Origin of the sequence: Rhizobium sp. CFBP 8752, from assembly GCF_014842035.1 — a bacterium.
Lineage (GTDB): Bacteria > Pseudomonadota > Alphaproteobacteria > Rhizobiales > Rhizobiaceae > Neorhizobium > Neorhizobium soli.
In genome coordinates this window covers 339,142-354,362 of the sequence record NZ_JACYUZ010000005.1, presented here as the reverse complement: position 1 = coordinate 354,362, position 15,221 = coordinate 339,142, and the positions used below count along the sequence as shown (strand labels likewise).

General features: G+C 54.3%; 12 protein-coding genes and 5 pseudogenes. 11 read left to right on the top strand and 6 right to left on the bottom strand.

Going from position 1 to position 15,221, the window contains the following annotated elements; all coding sequences use genetic code 11:
- The 3 genes from IFT59_RS22065 to IFT59_RS22055 form a co-directional block, all read left to right on the top strand.
- On the top strand, nucleotides 1–894 hold an 894-nt coding region (locus IFT59_RS22065; RefSeq protein WP_192088288.1), incomplete at its 5' end, for a UDP-galactopyranose/dTDP-fucopyranose mutase family protein.
- Between the two features lie 549 nt (nucleotides 895–1,443).
- The gene (locus IFT59_RS22060) at nucleotides 1,444–2,421 is read left to right on the top strand and encodes a DUF4886 domain-containing protein (RefSeq protein WP_192088287.1); all 978 of its coding nucleotides are present in this window, start codon (nucleotides 1,444–1,446) and stop codon (nucleotides 2,419–2,421) included.
- Between the two features lie 198 nt (nucleotides 2,422–2,619).
- Entirely contained in the window at nucleotides 2,620–3,657 is a 1,038-nt protein-coding gene (locus IFT59_RS22055) for an acyltransferase family protein (protein ID WP_342366138.1), read from the top strand.
- Nucleotides 3,658–3,725: 68 nt separating this feature from the next.
- Here the strand turns inward: IFT59_RS22055 and IFT59_RS22050 are convergent, their stop codons facing one another.
- Nucleotides 3,726–4,205: a MucR family transcriptional regulator gene (locus IFT59_RS22050; protein WP_192088285.1), complete on the bottom strand. Its 480-nt coding sequence runs from the start codon at nucleotides 4,203–4,205 to the stop codon at nucleotides 3,726–3,728.
- A gap of 148 nt (nucleotides 4,206–4,353) precedes the next feature.
- Between IFT59_RS22050 and IFT59_RS22045 the strand changes: the two genes are divergently transcribed.
- Nucleotides 4,354–4,854 carry a DNA topoisomerase IB gene (locus tag IFT59_RS22045; protein WP_192088284.1) on the top strand — a complete coding sequence of 167 codons (501 nt, stop codon included), beginning with the start codon at nucleotides 4,354–4,356 and terminating at the stop codon, nucleotides 4,852–4,854.
- Between the two features lie 782 nt (nucleotides 4,855–5,636).
- Here IFT59_RS22045 and IFT59_RS23460 read toward each other — a convergent pair.
- The 3 genes and pseudogenes from IFT59_RS23460 to IFT59_RS23235 all read right to left on the bottom strand — a co-directional run.
- On the bottom strand, nucleotides 5,637–6,040 hold a 404-nt coding region (locus tag IFT59_RS23460; protein ID WP_446737857.1), incomplete at its 3' end, for a TadE/TadG family type IV pilus assembly protein.
- A gap of 408 nt (nucleotides 6,041–6,448) precedes the next feature.
- Entirely contained in the window at nucleotides 6,449–7,168 is a 720-nt protein-coding gene (locus IFT59_RS22030; protein WP_249407696.1) for a substrate binding domain-containing protein, read from the bottom strand.
- A gap of 45 nt (nucleotides 7,169–7,213) precedes the next feature.
- Nucleotides 7,214–7,266 (bottom strand): annotated as a pseudogene (locus IFT59_RS23235) (hypothetical protein); the annotation flags it as partial.
- Between the two features lie 106 nt (nucleotides 7,267–7,372).
- Between IFT59_RS23235 and IFT59_RS23230 the strand changes: the two are divergent.
- Both IFT59_RS23230 and IFT59_RS22015 read left to right on the top strand, forming a co-directional pair.
- Nucleotides 7,373–9,055: pseudogene (locus tag IFT59_RS23230) on the top strand (Ti-type conjugative transfer relaxase TraA); the annotation flags it as partial.
- 9 nt (nucleotides 9,056–9,064) lie between these two features.
- Complete coding sequence (locus IFT59_RS22015; RefSeq protein ID WP_192088279.1) at nucleotides 9,065–9,838, top strand: DUF6118 family protein; 774 nt, start codon at nucleotides 9,065–9,067, stop codon at nucleotides 9,836–9,838.
- 63 nt (nucleotides 9,839–9,901) lie between these two features.
- Here the strand turns inward: IFT59_RS22015 and IFT59_RS23225 are convergent.
- A pseudogene (locus tag IFT59_RS23225) lies at nucleotides 9,902–10,109 on the bottom strand (IS3 family transposase); the annotation flags it as partial.
- Between the two features lie 153 nt (nucleotides 10,110–10,262).
- Here IFT59_RS23225 and IFT59_RS22010 point away from each other — a divergent pair.
- The 5 genes and pseudogenes from IFT59_RS22010 to IFT59_RS21990 form a co-directional block, all read left to right on the top strand.
- Complete coding sequence (locus tag IFT59_RS22010) at nucleotides 10,263–10,970, top strand: inositol monophosphatase family protein (RefSeq protein WP_192088278.1); 708 nt, start codon at nucleotides 10,263–10,265, stop codon at nucleotides 10,968–10,970.
- A complete protein-coding gene (locus tag IFT59_RS22005; protein WP_192088277.1) occupies nucleotides 10,894–12,423 on the top strand; it encodes an N-acetylneuraminate synthase family protein in 1,530 nt (509 codons plus the stop codon). Before IFT59_RS22010 ends, IFT59_RS22005 begins: the two co-directional genes overlap by 77 nt.
- Nucleotides 12,424–12,436: 13 nt before the next feature.
- A complete protein-coding gene (locus IFT59_RS22000; RefSeq protein ID WP_192088276.1) occupies nucleotides 12,437–13,201 on the top strand; it encodes a 3-deoxy-manno-octulosonate cytidylyltransferase in 765 nt (254 codons plus the stop codon).
- A 90-nt stretch (nucleotides 13,202–13,291) separates the two neighbouring features.
- Nucleotides 13,292–14,299 carry a hypothetical protein gene (locus tag IFT59_RS21995; RefSeq protein ID WP_192088275.1) on the top strand — a complete coding sequence of 336 codons (1,008 nt, stop codon included), beginning with the start codon at nucleotides 13,292–13,294 and terminating at the stop codon, nucleotides 14,297–14,299.
- A gap of 183 nt (nucleotides 14,300–14,482) precedes the next feature.
- Nucleotides 14,483–14,752: pseudogene (locus tag IFT59_RS21990) on the top strand (integrase core domain-containing protein); the annotation flags it as partial.
- Nucleotides 14,753–14,781: 29 nt separating this feature from the next.
- Here the strand turns inward: IFT59_RS21990 and IFT59_RS21985 are convergent.
- Nucleotides 14,782–15,178 (bottom strand): annotated as a pseudogene (locus IFT59_RS21985) (IS3 family transposase); the annotation flags it as partial.
- Nucleotides 15,179–15,221: the final 43 nt, after the last annotated feature.

The window sequence follows — 15,221 nt, the reverse complement described above, 5'->3', positions numbered from 1 at the left end:
AAGACGACCAGTGGCGGGCGCGTGTTCCTGCTGCCGATCAACCTGCACACGATCAACCAGTTCTTCTGCAAGACGCTGCGACCCGACGAGGCAAGACAGTTTATCGCGTCGCTGGCCGATACGTCCATCGGTGAGCCGAAGACGTTCGAAGAGCAGGCTTTGAAATTCGTCGGCCGTGATCTCTATGAGGCGTTCCTGAAGGGCTACACGGTCAAGCAATGGGGCTGCGAGCCTAGCCAGCTGCCGGCCAGCATTTTGAAGCGTCTGCCCGTCCGTTTCAACTATGACGACAACTACTTTTTCCATCGTTTTCAGGGCATGCCTGAGAACGGCTATACGGAAATGGTCGAACGCATCCTCAATCACGAGCGCATCGAGGTCAGGCTCGGGACCCGTTTCACCCGGCCAGATGCCGCGTCATTCGACCATGTCTTCTATTCGGGACCGCTTGACGGTTACTTCGACTTCGAACTGGGTCGGCTAGGCTATCGGACGCTGGATTTCGATCGCTTCAGCTACAACGGCGACTACCAGGGCTGCGCCGTGATGAACTACGGCGATCTCGACATTCCCTATACCCGCATTACAGAGCACAAGCATTTCTCGCCTTGGGAAACCCATGAGAAGAGCATCTGCTACCGGGAGTATTCACGCGCCTGCGGACCAAGCGACATCCCCTACTATCCGATCCGCATGGCCGACGAAAAGGCCCTGCTCGAGCGCTATGTCGAGCTGGCCCGGACGCAGCAGAACGTGACATTCGTCGGCAGGCTCGGCACCTATCGTTACCTCGACATGGACGTGACGATCCGCGAGGCCCTGGACACGGGGGACGCCTATATCAACGCCCTGCAAGGGAAAGGCGCGCTCGGAGCGTTTTTCGTTGATCCGTAGAGAGATCGTCAGAGACAACCATGTGTCCAACAGTCTGCGGGCGGTTATAAACCGCCCTTCCCCGCCTGCCTTACCGTCTCCTCACTAAGGGCTGGTGGCTGGAAGAGGACACTAACGCCTGCGACTACATCGTGGCCGCCGCGGACACACAGAGTATCCCAGTTTGGCCCCCAGCCGTCCGGTCATGAGGTTTTGCCATGCAACTAACCAAGGCAGAGCATGTCGCAGAGCGACCATCCTTTATACGCCGGAAACGCCTCCTTATTTTCGTTTCAGTGATGTCACTGACGGACTTCCTGGTTTTCAGGCATGGCCACGGCCTCAGCCTTCTTCTTCTGTCCGTTTTGCTGACGGCTGCGGTCCTGCTCGCAGCAGCCAAACCGCCCGGTCCTTTACCGGAGTTGGAACGCTCATCGGTCCGACAAGGTCGTAATGACGGACGGAGGCATCTCGACCAGCTTCGGTGGGTTCGAAGGAGCGTAGTGCTAGCGGCGTTGTTGTCCGGCGTCCTCTTTGACGGTTCTTATTGTCAAGAGACGACAGTGTGCAATGCTGCCCGCCGCTCCCAACGGCGACGACGTCCTCTTACGTCTGGGAGGCATTAAGATACACCCGGCTTTTCCACGTGCGCGCAACTCATCCTTTACACCCTTACCGCTAATCGTAGATTATCGGCCGCATGAATGGGATCGCAACATATTGCAGCTCTTGAGAAATAGCGCACTGCTGGCAGTCCTGGCTGGTTGCCTGATCTTCCTACCGCCGTTTAATGGGTACCTGAGCCAAGGCGTCCAATCAGTCTTTGACTATTTCGACACGAGGCCCAAGCAGACTGTGCTGTTTATCGGTAACAGCCGTACATTCTATAATGATATGCCTCACATGGTCCGGAAAATTGCTGAGTCCGCAGGCTATTCAAAGAAACTGCACATTGAGATGGATGCCGAACCCGGCGTCAGCCTTGGCTTCCACATAAAAAGCGAGCAAACCCAGCGGCTACTGTCGCAGCACTGGGATCATGTGGTTCTTCAGGTGCTGAGCAGCGATCAATACAGTTCGAAACGATCCGCCTCAGCCTGGGTTGACGCACAGAACCTGATCAGGGAGGTCCAGGCGAAGGGATCTCTGCCCGTGATGTTCGTGACATGGCGCTACACTGACCAGTGCAACGATAATGCCGGCATGCCAACATCAGCCAGCGATCTTTCGCCCTTGGGCTTTGTTGAAATGCATTTCAATATCCAGCAGCAACATGCACGTCTCGCAAAGCTGACAGGAGTGGACCTAGTCAACGTTGGCAGGCTCTGGGAAGAGCTGCAAAGCCAGCCGGAGCATGTCAATCTCTACCACGACTGCAACCATCCTTCGATCTACGGCAGCTACCTCGCCGCACTGATGTTCTACGGCTATTTTTCCGGAGACGAGATAGCAAACGTGACGTTCAGGCCTGAGGGAATTTCTTCTGAGGAGGCCGAAGCTTTGAGAAAGACGGTGTCCAGGTATCTGGCAAAGGGTACGGAGGACTGACCGGTCCTTGCAGTTGGATAGGTTGCGTCAACGAATATTTAACGTTCCATAAGTTGTATATTGTGCTGGGGGAGCGAATATATGACAACTGTTCAAACGGACGAAAGACGCCACGACCTTGATGCCCTGCGCGTCTTTTGCTTCGGGACGCTCATCATCTACCATTCGAGCCTCGTTTACGGAGCGAAGAGCTGATGGATACACTCCTCGGATACCAGCACTCTGATCGATCTGATTGCGCTAGGGTCTCATCCGTGGCGAATGAGCCTGTTATTTTTCATCTCCGGTCTTGTGACGGCATCTCTTCTTAAAAAGAGATCTGTTGCCGAGATCCGTCGCGCCCGCACGACACAGCTGCTTTTACCCTTTGTGCTAGGCGTTCTCCTGGTTGTCCCGCCACAAATCTATGTGTCGCCGTACAATCCCAGGCCTGATCTCTCCTATTGGGAATTTTGGACATCCTACTTTATATCAAACCTCCGGCTGGAGCATATGTGGTTCCTAGCCTATCTCTGGGTCTATATTTTCGTCTGGTCTATCGCCCATCCTGTGATTATGCGGCGCTGGCCCGGCCTGTCGGCGACGCTGGCCGCGCACCTTCGAGGAAAGGGACTGTTCCTAGCCCCTATCGCATTTCTTTCAGTCCTGAGAGTGAGCCTCTATCCGACCTTCCACGAGACGCTTGTCATCACCACTGATTTCTATTCGCATGCGGTGTATTGCTCTATGTTTATGGCAGGCTCATTGCTCGTCAACGAGCGCAGCTTTTGGCGTGAGGTTGACGGTCAACGATGGATCAGCCTTTGCACCGCTGCAATGTCGCTTTCCGCGCTGGCGGCTCTCTTCGTGTTGATACCTCGTGAGGAGATGTCCGAAGCTCTCATCGGTGTAGCTCGAATTATCCGGTCAACCTTCCAGTGGAGCGCTATCCTCACGCTCCTCGCCTTTGCAGGCCGACTTGCCAGCTGCCCGAACAGGATCATCAAGCATTTGAACGGGTCGATCATGACCTATTATATCGTACATCAGACGGTGATCGTCCTCGCTGCCTATCACTTCGCACAGGCAGGCCTACTCGACATTTATTCATTTATTCCAATCATCCTCATCACAGCATTTATCTGCGTGCTTGTTGCAGAGATGAAGTCATTGGCTGCTTCCTATCTTACGCCGATCGTTCGCGGTATCGCTCGAGGAAGGAGTGGACTTCGAAAGCCCCCATCAGAGGCAGTCTAGGTCCTGCTGGGATTTTAGCGGTATAGTTGATCGAAATTATGAGCGCGACGCAGCCTATAGCTGCGTCTTCACGTGTCGGCCTGCCTTTTACGTAACGTCTTCGTGGCAGCTACGCGCCTGCGCCCGGTTCCCAGCCCAGTTTCTTTTGCCAACTCCGAGCGCTTGGCCGAATAGTCTGGAGCAACCATCGGATAGTCGCTGGGCAAGCCCCACTTTGACCGGTATTCTTCCGGGGTCATACCGTATTGGACCATCAGGTGCCGTTTCAGCGATTTGAATTTCTGTCCGTCCTCAAGGCTTATCAGATAATCCTCTTTGATAGATTGTCGGATCGAGACGGCTGGTTTTTTAGTTTCTGATACGGCGGGGGCGTCAGTTTGTTGCTCAAGGCCCTTAAGGGCGCGGAAGGTCTGCCCGATCAGATCTCGGACCTGTGCAGTCGGTACCGTGTGCTTTACGACATAGGCTGCTACGATACGGGCCGTGAGTGCAACAACTGGATCGGGTTCAGATGCGACGGGGCTCCCATCAAAGGTATTTTCGAGCATTATTTTATCCAAACAACCATGCAATTCGATTTTTCAATAGCGGGTGCGCCGCTGCTTTGAAAGGTTTTTACGAGGTCCAAACCAGAGGAAACCGGCAATGTTATTGTAAGCAGGCTTCAGCAATGTCTGTTTTTTAAGCGCTTGGCGAGTGCAGTGGAACCTGACGCTCGCCGACCGTCGTGTTGCCAAGATTGTTAAAAAAATCCGAGACCTTCCTGGCCAACACCTGTTTCATTACGTGGATGATGAGGGAGAACAGCGTGAGGTCAGTTCAGGCGACGTCAACACTTACCTGCGCGAAATCAGCGGAAGCGACATCACAGCGAAAGATTTTCGCACCTGGACGGGTACTGTTCTTGCGGCGCTGGCGCTGATCGAGTTTGAAAAGTTTGACAGTGAGGCGGCCGCTAAGAAGAATGTCCGTACCGCACTCGAGAAGGTGGCGGCTACGCTTGGTAACACCCCCGCGGTTTGTCGGCGTTGCTACGTGCATCCCGAAGTCATCGAGAGCTACATGTCAGAGACCCTGATACTGCAGATTGAACATGAGAGAGAGCGTGAGCTGCGCGATCATGTAGCGGGATTACGACCCGAGGAGGTGCTGGTGCTGGCCTTCCTAAAGCAGCGTCTGTCCAACAAGCTGATCTGACAGCAAACGATTGTGCGCCAATAACCACGCGGTCAGGGGCACCTTTTCGCTTCCCCAGCGCCGAGCTCATGCAGGTGGCAGGCCACTGGACGATTCCGCAACTTACGAAAGCAGCGCTGGCGGAAGACCCTAAGTATACTCCGCTCAATCGAATCCAGTTGTTCCTTCGTCAGCTTGATGTCATTTGGTCAACCGAACAAATTCCCCATCCGGCGCGCAAACGGATGCGGCAGTGTAGAAGAAGTCTTGGCGCTCAAACCCGCCGCCGTCCTCCCACGCGTGGTTGACCTTTTGATCGCACTCCAGGATCTTATCCAGCGGGCTAGCCGCGTTCTTGGGCATCTGCACTTTATCCACAAACAGGTAGTGGCTAGTATTGGGATCGTCAGTGCGCAATACGGTGTCGTACTTCAGTGACGCGGTGTACCCAGCTAGACCCTTGCCTAACTTTTCGCAGAAAACGTCCTTGTTCGGGTGCACTTTCGCCTTGTACTCAAGCGGACATCCGTCTTGCTTAACTTCCATCTGCAGCACGAGTTTGGAGTACTTTCCTAGCTCGAACTCCTCTCCGGGAGATATCGTCATATCCCCTTGACCGGAATTTTGCTGTGTCTTTGGTTGATAGATAACAGTTCCGATGGCTTGCTCTGCGGAGCTGCCAGCCCGTGTAACAAGGATCGATACTTTCTTGTACCAAAAGCCTTGGGCTTGCTTGGGTGTGAAAGTGACTGACTTTGGTTTCATCGGCGCTATGGCCGAGGCAGCAACACCAATAGGAATGNTTCTTGTACCAAAAGCCTTGGGCTTGCGTGGGTGTGAAAGTGACTGACTTTGGTTTCATCGGCGCTATGGCCGAGGCAGCGACACCAATAGGAATGGTCTTCAGGCCGACCAACCCCAAGAAAGCATTTTGCGAACTACCGCTAATGGTCACCAGCACTGTCTGCCCGGTCATGGAAACGTTATATGTCATACCGGCCGGCAAGCTCTTTGCGTAACCCGCTAGAAAACGTTCAGCTGCAACCTTGGCGGCACCTGCATTCGTTCCGTTAAAGACGCGTGCGCCAGCGAGCGCCGCGCTATCGGCAACACCCTGTGCGCTAACTTTCTCGCGGGTTGCCAAGGTGTAGTCGATCGCTCCACCGGCAGCTATGATCAGCGGCGTCGCCACAAGAGCCGTAATCATACCAAAGTTGCCACCGCGATCCTGTAAGATATTTCGTATAGTCAAAGTCGTCCCCCCAGCGTGTTCGTTGTTTTTAGAAGTGGGAGGTAAAAACGAACGTAAGGAACACGGTATATTAGATGTCAAAACTTGACGTTGCGTATTGCGGAATTGCTTTATTAGCGCTTACTAACTAATAAACCGCCCTCGCAGTCTCGGCCGACCCGCAAATTGGCGAAGATCGCCCTCCCCGACGTCTCGCGCGGACCCCTAACTGCTAGAAAGACGTCCTATCAACTTTGCGCACCGGCAGTCGTTCTAGCCGGCGAAATGGCCGCAAGTCAGCCTGCTTGTATAATTCCGAGCTGCTTCTCAGTGACCGCCATGACCGGAACACGGTGTGTTCATCAGCCACGGCAACATGTGCGGTTAGCCGACAGGCCGAAATAGGCCTGCGATCAGATATTCGATCAGTGCTTTGACTTTTCGCGATGGTTTTGGGCCGGACGGGTAAACCGCGTAAACGCCTGCAGGCTCCAGCGCATATCCTTCCAGCACTCGGACAAGTCTGTTGTCTGCTCGTTCGTCTGCCGACATAATGCCCGAAACAACGGCCAAACCTAATCCCTGAACACATGCTGACAGGATTCCGGGGGCAGAGTTGATCGTAAGTCTGCTACGGACATCAACCGAGATCAGCGTGTCGCCCTGCCAGAAACGCCAGCCTCCTGGACCGAATGCGCCATAGCCGAGAATGCAGTCATGGGCGGTGAGCTCCTCCGGGGTAGCCGGGGTGCCGTTTCTGGCAAGATAGTTTGGCGATGCTACGACCATTCGTTCAAGCGCGCCAATTCGTCTGGCACCAAATGTGGAGTCGGGAAGTGTGCCGGTTCGGATCGCGAGATCGACACCGCTCACGACCAGGTTTTGCAGTTCATCCGCCATCATGATCTCGACCTGAAGGTTGGGATAGGCGTCCATGAAACCCGACAACAACGGCATAATGGCCCGTGTCCCGTAAGATATCGGCAACGCCAGCCGAATGACGCCTTCGAGCGAATCTGTGCGCCGCGCTGTGTGTTCGGCTTCTTCTATCGTCTCAATGAAGCCGCGTGCCATTTCGAGAAAGGCGGCGCCTGCCTCTGTCAAGGTGAGATGCCGCGTCGTTCGGATTAAAAGTTTGACACCGATGCGTTCCTCAAGCTCCGTAACGATCCGCGAGACCGAGGCTGGGATAGCCGAAGGTCCCTCGCGGTCTGCGAAAAGCTGGCGCTTTCCGCAACCCTTACGAAGACGGCGAGCTGCTGTCAGCGATCACTCATTTGCTGCTCGAATAACAGTTAGGAGAGTGGCGAGTTCACCTTCCAGACCAATGACGGTCTGCGCAGCTTTGCCGCCGGCGACCGTCTTGTGTTCCTGGAGAACAACCGTGACCTTGGCGTGAAAAACGGCATGCTGGGGGAGGTGAAGGCCGTCGAGCATGACGCGATACATGTAGCGCTCGACGGTGCTTCTGATCGAGCAGATGCCCGTATGGTCAAAGTACCCATGAAAGATTACCAGGCGGTTGATCACGGCTACGCCACGACGATCCACAAGAACCAGGGGGCAACGGTCGATCGCGCCTTCGTTCTGGCATCTGGAACCATGGACCGGCATCTGACCTATGTTGCCATGAGCCGCCATCGGCATGACGTACAGCTCTACGGCGACGCCCAGGAGTTCGCGTCGAGGCGTGGCAGTCAGATGGCTGCACAGGGCAAGCTGGTGGAGCATGGCGCTGCCCCTTACGAGCATAAGGCCGGCAATCGGGAAAGCTACTTCGTCACGTTGGAGGACGCCAAGGGTGAGCGTCATACGACCTGGGGTGTGGGTCTGCAGCAGGCGATAGGGGAGGCGGCACCACAGATCGGCTCGACGATTGGGCTCTCGCATGCCGGCGCAGAGGCTGTGCGTCTGCCTGGGGGCCAAGAGGCGCGCCGCAACAGTTGGAAAGTGCTGGGTACGAATGAGCTGGCGTATGAGCAGTTGGAAGATCGGCTGTCTCGCTCCGGCGTGAAGGAGACGACGCTGGATTATGCCAGAGAGTTTGCCGAGCGACGCGGGCTTGCCGAGCAGTTGAGCATCAGCAGCGAGATCCGCCTTGATGTTGCCCAAGGTCAGGACCATGAGGGCGGCGCCCGCGCAGTCGACCCTGCCAAGGTGGTCCAGGATCGGTCGTCCCTGGAGCGTTCTGCATATGCGGAGCGTACCCCCTCACTGGCCGATCCTGGACGAACTGGCGCGGATGAACGCGCGGGTTCTTTCGGCTCCGGTGTGGGAGAAGGTGCGCCGAAGAGCGCTTCGCCCAAACGGAGCATGTTTGCGGGGCTCAAGCTTAGAGCCTCCGGATCTTCGGAGAAAAGCAGCGAGCTCCCTGGACGACAGGACAAGGAAAAGGATAATCCCGAGCGCGATCGCTTCGCCGATCGGGTGCGACCCATGTCCGGCTTCGAGCAAGCCGTCGACACTTATGCGCGTGCACTCAGTGCTGCGGAAAAGCAGGTTGACCAGGGCCTGCCCCTTCTCGACGTCCATAAACAGGAGCTGAGCAAGGCAGGCGAACGCCTCGATGAGCTGCGGCCCGGATCGCATGCGCTGATGCGATCGTCCCTACAGCACGATCCAGCATCAGCGGACGCGTTGACGGAGCGTTCGGGGCATGAGCGTGTCGGTCAGCTCATTGCCGGCATGGATCGTGAACGGGCAGCGCTTGCCGATCCGCAAGTCCGCACGGAGCGGTTCATACAGCGCTGGCAGGAGTTGCAGTCCGAGCGTCAGGAGCGCTGGCACGACGATGAGGAACGCGGCAAGGTCGAGGGACAGATGCGTAGCATGGCGAAGGCATTGGAGCGGGATCCGCAGGTGGAGACGGCTTTGCGCGATCGCGCTCCGGAGCTCGGCATCAGTCATGCCGGCAAGGATCATAACATTGCCCGCGAGATGGAGCAGCAGATCGGCCAAGGTCGCAGCCAGAGCCGTGGCATCGAGCGATAAGGAGAGAGCATGTCAGACGACCGGCAGAACGAGGAAAGTGAGAGCTTCGAGCCTGATACGCTTGACGAGGACGCTGGTGATCCCGCCGCCGCCTTTGACGCGCTGCGGGAGAGGGTGGAGAACCTGGCGTCTGATCTGACACGTGAGATGACGACGATCCGCAAGGGTGTGGAGCATGCGCTTGATCATCTCGATCAACGCGGCGCGCCGATCGACTACAGCGGTGAGATAGGGCGCATGAGCCAGGACGTCGCGGGCTTGAGTGAGCGGCTGGCCGGCATCGAGCAGTCTCCCATCCTCAGGCAGGGGCCAGAACATTACGCCCGGGTGCTGGAGCGGGGCGGCGAGGGGCTTGTTCGTACCGCGGCGCAGCAGTTCCAGAATGAAAGCCGCGACTTCCAGCGGGCGGCGCGCGAGCTGGCGGAGCATACTCGGAGTGCACTGACGCGGAGGAGCCAAGCTGTTCGAGTTTGGGTGGCCGCTGGTTGCGGTGTGGTGGTGGGTGCGCTCGTTCTGTTGCTGTTGCCGCGCTTCTTGCCGGTTGCCGCCAGTAGCCACGTCGCGGCATTGGTCATGGGGCAGAACCGTATCGATGCGGGCCATGCCATCCTTTATTCCGCTGATCCAAGCGCGGCGAAGGCTGTTTCCAGGGGTGGCTGGATCTATGAGACCAATCGCAAAGCGGTCGATGAGTGCATTGCTGAGATGTTGAGGAGCGGAAAGGAACAACGATGTGCTGTGGTTCTGCCTGTCGCAGAAAAAAGGCGGCAGGATCCGTTATGAGCACAGAGAAGTGGCATGATAGGTCCGAACAGCTGGGCAATTGCTAAGTGGCTTCCGCCTTGATTATACCGCCACCATCGTTGGTGCCATCGCGTTGAAATAGGCCTGATCCGGTATCTGCCGGTCAGGGGATGAATCCGGGCGTAGGGTGTTGAATTTCACATATCGGCCGATACCAGCGTCGGGCCCGGACACTGTTTCAATGGCGTGAAAGTGGACTTCCTCGTATCTGATCGAAAGCCTGCCGTGCGACAAACACGTCGGCTCGCCATAGACGCCTCCGGGATCATCACTACGATCAGATGAAATGTCATTTTGCAGGTCAAAGTCCGCGAAAAATGTATGGAGCCGCCTCGGACCTTCTGCTATTTAGCGCGACTAAAGTAGGAACGTCTCTCCGTCGTCGAGAGAACAAGGAGATATCGTGAATCCAACAAACCTGCTCCTCACCGAAGTGCGTGACTTGGTATCCTCAGTCCTACCGCAACTCGTTGCGATGAGATATGATGTTGAAATGAAACCGGATGGCAGTCCCGTTACGAAAGCCGACGTTTTTCTCGAAAAAGCAATCGCGTCACACCTAAACTCCCGAATTCCTGGGTTGCGTTTCATTGGCGAGGAAACCGGCGACACGGAAACGACCACCGGTTCAGAATGGGTTGCTGTTCTCGATCCGATAGATGGCACGGAAAATTTTTGCTCGGGATTAAAAGAGTGGGGAGTATCTTTGTCCATTTGGAAAGCCGGCGAACACAAAGGTAGCATGCTAATGTTACCAGAACTCCAAGAGGTTGCACTGTCGGGAAATATTCCACGGGTTCCGCGATCGAGGATAGTGGGTTTTTCATCTTCGTTTTCCACGGAAATCGCTGACGGCATAGCTCGGCACAGCGAATCACGGATAATGGGGTGTGCGGTTTACAACCTCTTTAACGTTATAAGAGGCGCCTATTCCCGCTTCATTAATCCAAAGGGTGCGTACAACTGGGACCTTCTCGCAGGTGTGGCTCTAGCGAGAGAAGCTGGCTGTGAAATCAAAATCAATGGACAAGATTATGACGGACGTTTTCTCGAAGCAAATCAACGCTATCGCGTCGACATACAGCACCGATACGATATTCATCCTCGGTAAAGGCCCTTCAGCGGACGAGATCCCGGCGGAAGTCTATGCCGGCTCTCTGGTCATCGGACTTAATGATGCGGAAAGAATCTACCCTGCGGACATCACTGTATTCCATGCGGATTGGGTAAAGAAAGCTTTACAGGAGACGGGCCCGAAGTCCCGTCTTTACGTTACCTCATCTGATTTCGACGGAGGAAGCGGAGCCGTTGTCCGCGTTCCCCATATAGCCTTGGGTCAGGAAAGCAGCGATCTTATGATGCAGCGGCTCCTGTCCGATGAAGTTGTAATAGAAGATGTTCTGTTCATTTCTGCGCTGCAGGTGGCTCGGGCTATAGCTAGGATACGGGGTTCACGCCAACGTATATGTATGGTTGGCTTCGATTTCAGAGCCGATCTGGGCCGTGCGCAAATGGGCGGCAAGGTCTATGATAATGCTGACCTAGTAACCCGCGAAGTCAAAATCGATACACAAGAGAACTATCTGCTCAACGCACTGTACATGCTGCAAAATAGCGAGCTCGACTTGATTCACGTTGGCTCGCGGTCATATTCGCGCTTGACATCAAGTGATTTGATAGAGGAATTTTTACCCGCGTCTCCGGCAGCTAGCTCAAACTGGAAGGTAGAGGTTGTAGCTGAGATAACAACGAATCATTTCGGTGACCGTGGCCGACTCGAGAGAATGGTTCGCGCCGCAGCCGCAGCGGGCGCCAACTATGTCAAGGTGCAGAAGAGGAACGTTGAGTCTTTTTACTCGAAAGAGCAGCTCGCCGCAGTCTACAAGTCTCCGTTCGGTAAGACGTTTGGCGACTATAGGCGCCACCTAGAGCTCTCGCGCGACGACTTCCAGTTCCTGGACGAACTTTGCAAGAGACTTCATATCAGGTGGTTCGCCTCCGTTCTGGACGAAGATTCCTATCGATTTATAATGGAATTTTCGCCGCCTTTGATAAAGCTTCCCTCCACCATTTCTGAATTTACTGATTATCTATCGTTAGTAGGGAGCACCCACCGAGGCGGAATAGTTCTTTCCACCGGCATGACAGACAAGCGCTACGAGGATTGGGTACTCAAGACCTTTGCAAACGCGCCGAAGCTCTATCTAATGCAGGCAAATTCGGCTTATCCTACGCCTCCTGCCGATTGCAATGTAGGTGTAGTACGACATTACCACAGGCTTTCGAGAGACGACCTGAGAATTATACCGGCCTATTCGAGCCACGACCCTGGATGGTTTGGCTCGACAATGGCCGTCGCGGCAGGCGCCCTAATGGTCGAGAAACACGTTAAACTCGGCAATACAGACTGGGCCCACTTCGACGCAGTCGCACTGGACATAACCACGTCCGAGTTTCGCGACTACGTGGCTAAAATTAGGGAAGCGGAGGCGATAGTGGGTTCGGAGGAAAAGATGATCGCTCCCAGTGAGCACCACAAGTACCGTAGATCGAGTGAACAGTGAGCAAGGCTAAGTGATGCGGAAAAAAGTTCTGGCTGTTATCCCTGCCCGATATGGCTCATCTCGCTTTCAAGGAAAGCCACTAGCTCTATTGGATGGCCATCCAATGATTGAATGGGTGGCCACGCGAGTAGCCTCCAGTAAATTAATAGATGACGTCATCGTCGCGGTTGATGACGACCGTGTAGCGAGCGTTTGCGAGAAAGCAGGCCTTCGCTATATCATGACCGATGAAGCTCATAGAACAAGTACAGAGCGTGTCGCCGAAGTCGCCTCTCGTATCGCATCCGACCTCTATGTCGTGATCAATGGCGATGAGCCACTAATTGACGCTCACGTGGTTGAGAAAGCCATACCGGATACTTGGCCAATAGATACGCCGTTCGCTGTGAATCTAATGTCAATGATCTCCTCACCCGCGGAGGTAGTGGATCCGACAAATATCAAAGTGGTCACTGGGAAAGACGGCTTTGCGATATTTTTCTCTCGTAGCCCGATACCGTTCCCAAAGGGTAGTTTGCAGTTTCGCTATTTTAAACATGTCGGGGTTCTTGCCTACAATCGGCTTGCGTTGCAAAATTTTTCGGCGTCCGAACGCGGTCCATTGGAGACTGTGGAAGACATCAACGAACTAAGGTTTATTGAGCAGCGAATACCACTGAGAATGATCGAGGTTCCATCTGGACTTGGCATATCTGTGGACACCCCTAAGGACCTTGAGCATCTTCGCACGATGATTCAACAAAATGGGATCTCATTTCCCGGTCTCGCAGAGTTGTAACAACCGTATCTGCTAACTTCTCACCCATGACGCGTTAGAGCGCCGCGAAACGGTTTGCAGTCGCGACAACTTTTTGAGATTGGATATCTTGTGACCCACACCGTCGTTGCATTCGTTCCCAGTGAACCTCTTGCACTTGCTCTTGCCGCATACTTCCATTCTCGCAGTATCAAGTCTTATGAACTTGTGATGGAAGGGCCAATAAAAATTTCGAAAGTTGGGCAGAATGCGATAGAACAGCTCGGCGGGACGATTTTTAGGGGCACAGCCGGGAAAATAAGACTGGAAGGCATCAATCAACTCTATCTACATACGTATGCTTGGAGCTTCGATAAATTGATACCTCTGCTCGAACGGGCGAAAGCTCAGGGAGTGCAGGTAATCGCTTATGCAGATGGGTTGAAAGCAGAGTATTCTGTCGATTTCTTGCGGAACTCTGGTGTTGAAAAAATCGTATTTTTTGGTTGGATATTCGACAAGGGCGGCCTGGAGGACATCTCCCTCGATGCGGTTTGCCTCAAAGACATAGTTAATATGTATGCTTTGTTTAAACCAACGGGGGACATTATACCTCACGTGGAGGAGGCAAATACCGCGGTTGTCTACCTTAGGTACTGGGGAAAAGGCGTCTATGAAGTTCAGCCCCACTTGAGCCCCGCGGAAGCACTTTTTCGTTCGATGGACCTAAGTGGCGGCTCGAATTTTGATAAGGTATATGTAAAGTCAGATCCACGGATCCTTCCCAATGTTGAACAAGAATTTGTTGAGCTATGTCGGTCACATCTTTCCAGTGATGTTAGACCGTTCTCCGATTTTGTTGGGAATAAAAGCCTAGCAAACGATATGCCTCTCGAGTTCTTACAGTATCATCCTGCCCAACATCTCATCTTCTGCTTCGACAGTACTGTCTCGATTTATCTTGCAGCGCTAGGGGAGAAACGAGTTTCTTTTCCACTTGAGAATGCGATCAAAGAAATTTTCGTGCAGAAGGACGGTTACCAAGCGGTTAAAAGCTATTCTAAATTGTACTCGGAAGTATGCGAACATATTTGGAAGCACGGTCCGAGCGAAATTCCAAGGATAGGAGCCCACCCCTAATTACCCGCGCGGCAGCATGAAGTTCGAGCGCGCGTTTCCCCATCGCCTCATTTGCCGACCCATCCTTCTCGGTCTCGAGAGCAAGATCGCAAGAGGGATCCCTTCAGGAGGCAGCAAAAGGTCACGTACCGCTACAGATCCAGCGGCTTTGTTGCCAGATGCTCGTTTGCGCAAAACACGCACGTCGACTGGCATTACATCGCGCCGGGCAAGCCAATGCAGGACGGCTTTGTGGAAAACTTCAATGGCAGCTTCCGCGACGAATGCGTTAACGAAACCCTGTTCTCGTCGCTGACGCAGGCAAGGATTGAAATCACAGCATGGAAGGAGGACTACGACCGAAACCGACCACATTCATCGCTAGGCAACATCACACCACGTGAATTTGCGTCGAAAATCGCTCTCGAAAAACAGGGTGCATCAGGCCAGATTGAAAACCGAAGACTCTCCTGAAAACTGGAGGGAAGATGGGTCTCAGGTCACGACGCCTGCATTCTCCGATAGCCGTAGCAACGGTGGTTCGCTTCAAAGATTTCCGCTAAGCTGAGGCGCACGGCGGCGTACTTGTCGACCAAACATATGCGGGCACGATGGTAGAAGTAGGAGCTTCGGGCAATTCGAAGCTCGGCCAGCAGTTCTGGCAAGCGATAATTTTCTTTAAGGGCGTCAATCAGCTGTGTGTTCTCCCGATTACTCAGGATCTGCAGATCGACGCCCAGGTCTTTTTTTATGAGTTCGGTTGCCTTCTTCAGGAGATCATGCTCGAGCTGCAACTGGCGGACATCATGCTGGAGGGTTTCAAGCTGTCGCTCAAGCTCTTCACGTTCAGGTACCTGGGGCTGGCTTTGCGGATGTGTGAGCCTCGTGACCGAGTAGCTGTAACCGCTGTTCTGCCCCCACATTTCCTGCAGCCGCCTGATCT

Excerpts from the sequence above, each read along its gene's own strand:
- IFT59_RS22060 (WP_192088287.1), top strand. The coding sequence starts at position 1,444 with ATGCTGCCCGCCGCTCCCAACGGCGACGACGTCCTCTTACGTCTGGGA.
- IFT59_RS22050 (WP_192088285.1), bottom strand. The coding sequence starts at position 4,205 with ATGCTCGAAAATACCTTTGATGGGAGCCCCGTCGCATCTGAACCCGAT.
- IFT59_RS22015 (WP_192088279.1), top strand. The coding sequence starts at position 9,065 with ATGTCAGACGACCGGCAGAACGAGGAAAGTGAGAGCTTCGAGCCTGAT.
- IFT59_RS22005 (WP_192088277.1), top strand. The coding sequence starts at position 10,894 with ATGACGGACGTTTTCTCGAAGCAAATCAACGCTATCGCGTCGACATAC.
- IFT59_RS22000 (WP_192088276.1), top strand. The coding sequence starts at position 12,437 with ATGCGGAAAAAAGTTCTGGCTGTTATCCCTGCCCGATATGGCTCATCT.